Raw genomic sequence first — 3064 nt, 5'->3', positions numbered from 1 at the left:
ATCAACTGAACTGCCGCGGGCTCGGGCTCGGCGGCGTGCTCGGGCTCCGGCTCGGCCGCGACGGCCGGCAGCGGCACGGGGTCGGGTTCCGGTTCCGGCTTCGCTTCGGGCTCCGGTTCCGGCTGCGGCTCCGGTTCCGGGGTCGGAGCCGCCGCGGCCCCGGCCCCGGGCTTGGAGCGCGGTTCCGGCACCCGGGCGTCCGTCGCCCAGAAGGGGGCGGGGAAGCGGTGCGTCTCGTCGGCCACCGGAGCAGCGGTGGCCGGGCCCTCGACGACCGGGGGCTCGACGACCGGGCCCTCGACGGCCGGGGGCTCGGCGGCCGGGGCCTGCGGCGCGATCACGCCGACGGCGGTGTCGAACCAGTCGTCGATGCTGTCCCGCTCCAGCACCTCCTCGCCGGCCTCCGGCGTCTCCGGCGCCGCCTCCGGCACCGTCACCGGCGCCTCCTCCTCGGGCGGCGCGCTCCGCTGCTGCCCAATGAGTCCGGCCGCCGTCTCGAACCAGTCGTCGACGCTGCCCTCCCCCGACTGCGCGTCCGGAGTGTCGGGCAGGGTGCCGGCCGGTCCCGCGTAGACCGTGTCCCACCAGCCGTCGTCCGGCCGGTGCTGCTGCTGCGCGGGTGCACCCTGCTTGGTCATCTGGCGGCTCCTGGTCGCTGGCTCGACGTCATTGTCCCCAAGCACCACCACGCTGTCCGGGTTTCGGCGACAACCGCGCGCACATCGGCCGATATCGATCACCGGGTTCGCTGCCCGTTTCGTTTCCGTTCCTCCCGCAGTCGACCGAACCGCCCCGACCAGGGTGTTTCCGGGGTATTACGGCGGCTCCGGGGCCGAAAATGAGAACCGAGGAGGGGGCTCGCTTCACTCGTTCGGCTGATTAAATGTGCGCATGACCGCGTCGGCCCCCAGCACCCCCCGGCCGGGGAGGACCGCACTCGCGGCCCGCCCGGTGGGCGCGCTGTGGATCCTGCTGCTGGCCGGACTGCTGCTGGCGCTGCCGTGCACGGCGCACGCCAAGGCGGTCACGGCCGAGCGGACCGGCTTCCCGGTGACCGTCCCGGCCGACCCCCCGGCGGGTCCCCCGTCCGGCGTGTCCGCCGGTACCACCACGGCCGGCGTCATCGCGGCCGGCGCCGCGTTCGCCACCCCGGTCCACCCGCACGGCGACGGCAACGCCGCCACCGGTCCGGCCACCGCGCCGCAGACCCTCGGCGACCGGATCCGCGCGGAGAGCCACCGGCACTGGACCTGGTGCTCGGTCGACGGCGACCCGCCGCACCGCAACAACGGCTGTTCCAGCCACCCGTACTGCGCCCAGGACGCCCAGCTCCCCAACCCGCCGCCGCACCCGCAGCCCGCCGCGGCGCCGCCGGCCACGGCCCCCGAGGCGCTGCCCCGGGTCGTGCCCGCCGGACTGCTGGTCGGTCCGCACCCCGCACCCGACCTGCACGAACTCCAAGTACACCGGTCCTGAGCGGAACCCGCCGCCGGACCCGGCCCTCCCCGCCGACCAGTGTGTCGCCGGACGGGCGGGACCGACGGAGCCGCCCCTTCCCGCCATCTCTTCCAGACCGCCGCGCCCGATGCGCGACGGGGACAAGGACACCACATGGGTTCCGCCTCCAAGCAGACTCAGCCGAACAAGGCACCGGGCAACAAGCCGAGCGCCAAGCAGGCGAGCAACGACCGCCGTGCCCGGATCGCCGAGCTGCGCGCGGCCGAGCAGCGCCGCGACCGCCGCAACAAGATCATCGCCGGCACGGTCGCCGGTGTGCTGGTGATCGCGGCGATAGCCACCGGCACCTGGATCGTGGTCGACGCCAACCAGGACAAGAAGGCCAAGGAGGCCGCCGCCGCGGCCCCGATCGACGGCGTGCAGACCTTCGGCGACCTGACCCGCAACCACGTCAAGGAGAAGGTCACCTACCCGCAGACCCCGCCGGTCGGTGGCGACCACAACGCGATCTGGCTGGACTGCATGGGCACCGTCTACGACCAGCCGGTCGAGAACGAGCGCGCCGTCCACTCGCTGGAGCACGGCGCGGTCTGGGTGACGTACAACGGCAAGGCCACCCCGGACGACATCAAGACCCTCTCGGACAAGGTCAAGGCCACCCCGTACTCGCTGATGAGCCCGTACCCGGACGAGCAGGGCACCATCACCCTGAGCGCCTGGTCGACCCAGCTCACCGTGGACAGCGCCAGTGACCCCCGGGTGAACCAGTTCTTCACCAAGTACGTCCAGGGCAAGCAGACCCAGGAGCCGGGCGCCTCCTGCACGATGGGGTCGATGTGACCGCCGCCGAGGACGGCACCGCCGGGGACCCGCCGGACGGCACGGAGACGGACCGCGCGGCCGCGCGCCGGCGGATCTGGTGGCCGGCCGCGCTGGCCGCCGCGCTCGCCCTCGCGCTCGGCGTGCCGGCCCTGGTGGCGGGCGGGAGTCCCGCCTCCGGGTCCTCCTCGCTCAGCGTGCCGGCGGACACCTCGCCCGAGGCCGGCTTCGCCCGTGACATGTCGACCCACCACCAGCAGGCGGTGGACCTGTCGTTCATCGTCCGCGACCGGACGTCGGACGAGCCGACCCGCACCCTGGCGTTCGACATCATCAACACCCAGGCCAACCAGCGCGGCATGATGATGGGCTGGCTCGACCAGTGGGGGCTCACCCAGCACTCCACGGCCAAGCCGATGGCCTGGATGGCGATGGGCGGCCACGGCCACGGCGCCGACTACCAGGCGCACGACGGCTCGCTGATGCCCGGGATGGCCACCACCACGCAGCTCACCAAGCTCCGTTCGCTGAGCGGGCGGGACGCCGAGGTGTTCTACCTGCAGCTGATGCTGGAGCACCACAAGGGCGGCGTGGAGATGGCCCAGGGCTATGTCGACATGGCACGCAACGAGGCGGAGAAGCGGCTCGCGCAGTCGATGGTGGTCGGCCAGAGCGCGGAGATCGACCTGATCACCGACATGCTCAAGGAGCGCGGCGCCGCCCCCGGCGTGCCGGCCTCCTGACGCATCCGACGCACCCGGCGGCCGGGGCGGTGGACGGTTCGCCC

At 73.5% G+C, this 3064-nt stretch carries 3 protein-coding genes and 1 pseudogene; 3 read left to right on the top strand and 1 reads right to left on the bottom strand.

All coding sequences use genetic code 11. The annotated features are described in order from the left end of the window. Positions 1-638: pseudogene (locus ACFXAM_RS38350) on the bottom strand (hypothetical protein); the annotation flags it as partial. 253 nt (positions 639-891) lie between these two features. Here ACFXAM_RS38350 and ACFXAM_RS38345 point away from each other — a divergent pair. From ACFXAM_RS38345 to ACFXAM_RS38335, 3 genes are all read left to right on the top strand, one after another. Further along, the gene (locus ACFXAM_RS38345; RefSeq protein ID WP_380298533.1) at positions 892-1476 is read left to right on the top strand and encodes a hypothetical protein; all 585 of its coding nucleotides are present in this window, start codon (positions 892-894) and stop codon (positions 1474-1476) included. 135 nt (positions 1477-1611) lie between these two features. Next, entirely contained in the window at positions 1612-2298 is a 687-nt protein-coding gene (locus ACFXAM_RS38340; RefSeq protein WP_380298531.1) for a DUF3105 domain-containing protein, read from the top strand. Continuing rightward, a complete protein-coding gene (locus ACFXAM_RS38335) occupies positions 2295-3020 on the top strand; it encodes a DUF305 domain-containing protein (protein WP_380298530.1) in 726 nt (241 codons plus the stop codon). The genes ACFXAM_RS38340 and ACFXAM_RS38335 overlap by 4 nt, the downstream gene beginning before the upstream one ends. Positions 3021-3064 lie beyond the last annotated feature (44 nt).

This window comes from Kitasatospora sp. NPDC059462, from assembly GCF_042749955.1.
Classification (GTDB): Bacteria; Actinomycetota; Actinomycetes; order Streptomycetales; family Streptomycetaceae; genus Kitasatospora.
Note: the sequence above shows the minus strand (reverse complement) of the source record. Positions and strands in the feature narration are given on the sequence as shown.

Coding starts and splice junctions, on each gene's coding strand:
- ACFXAM_RS38345 (WP_380298533.1), top strand. CDS start 892: ATGACCGCGTCGGCCCCCAGCACCCCCCGGCCGGGGAGGACCGCACTC.
- ACFXAM_RS38340 (WP_380298531.1), top strand. CDS start 1,612: ATGGGTTCCGCCTCCAAGCAGACTCAGCCGAACAAGGCACCGGGCAAC.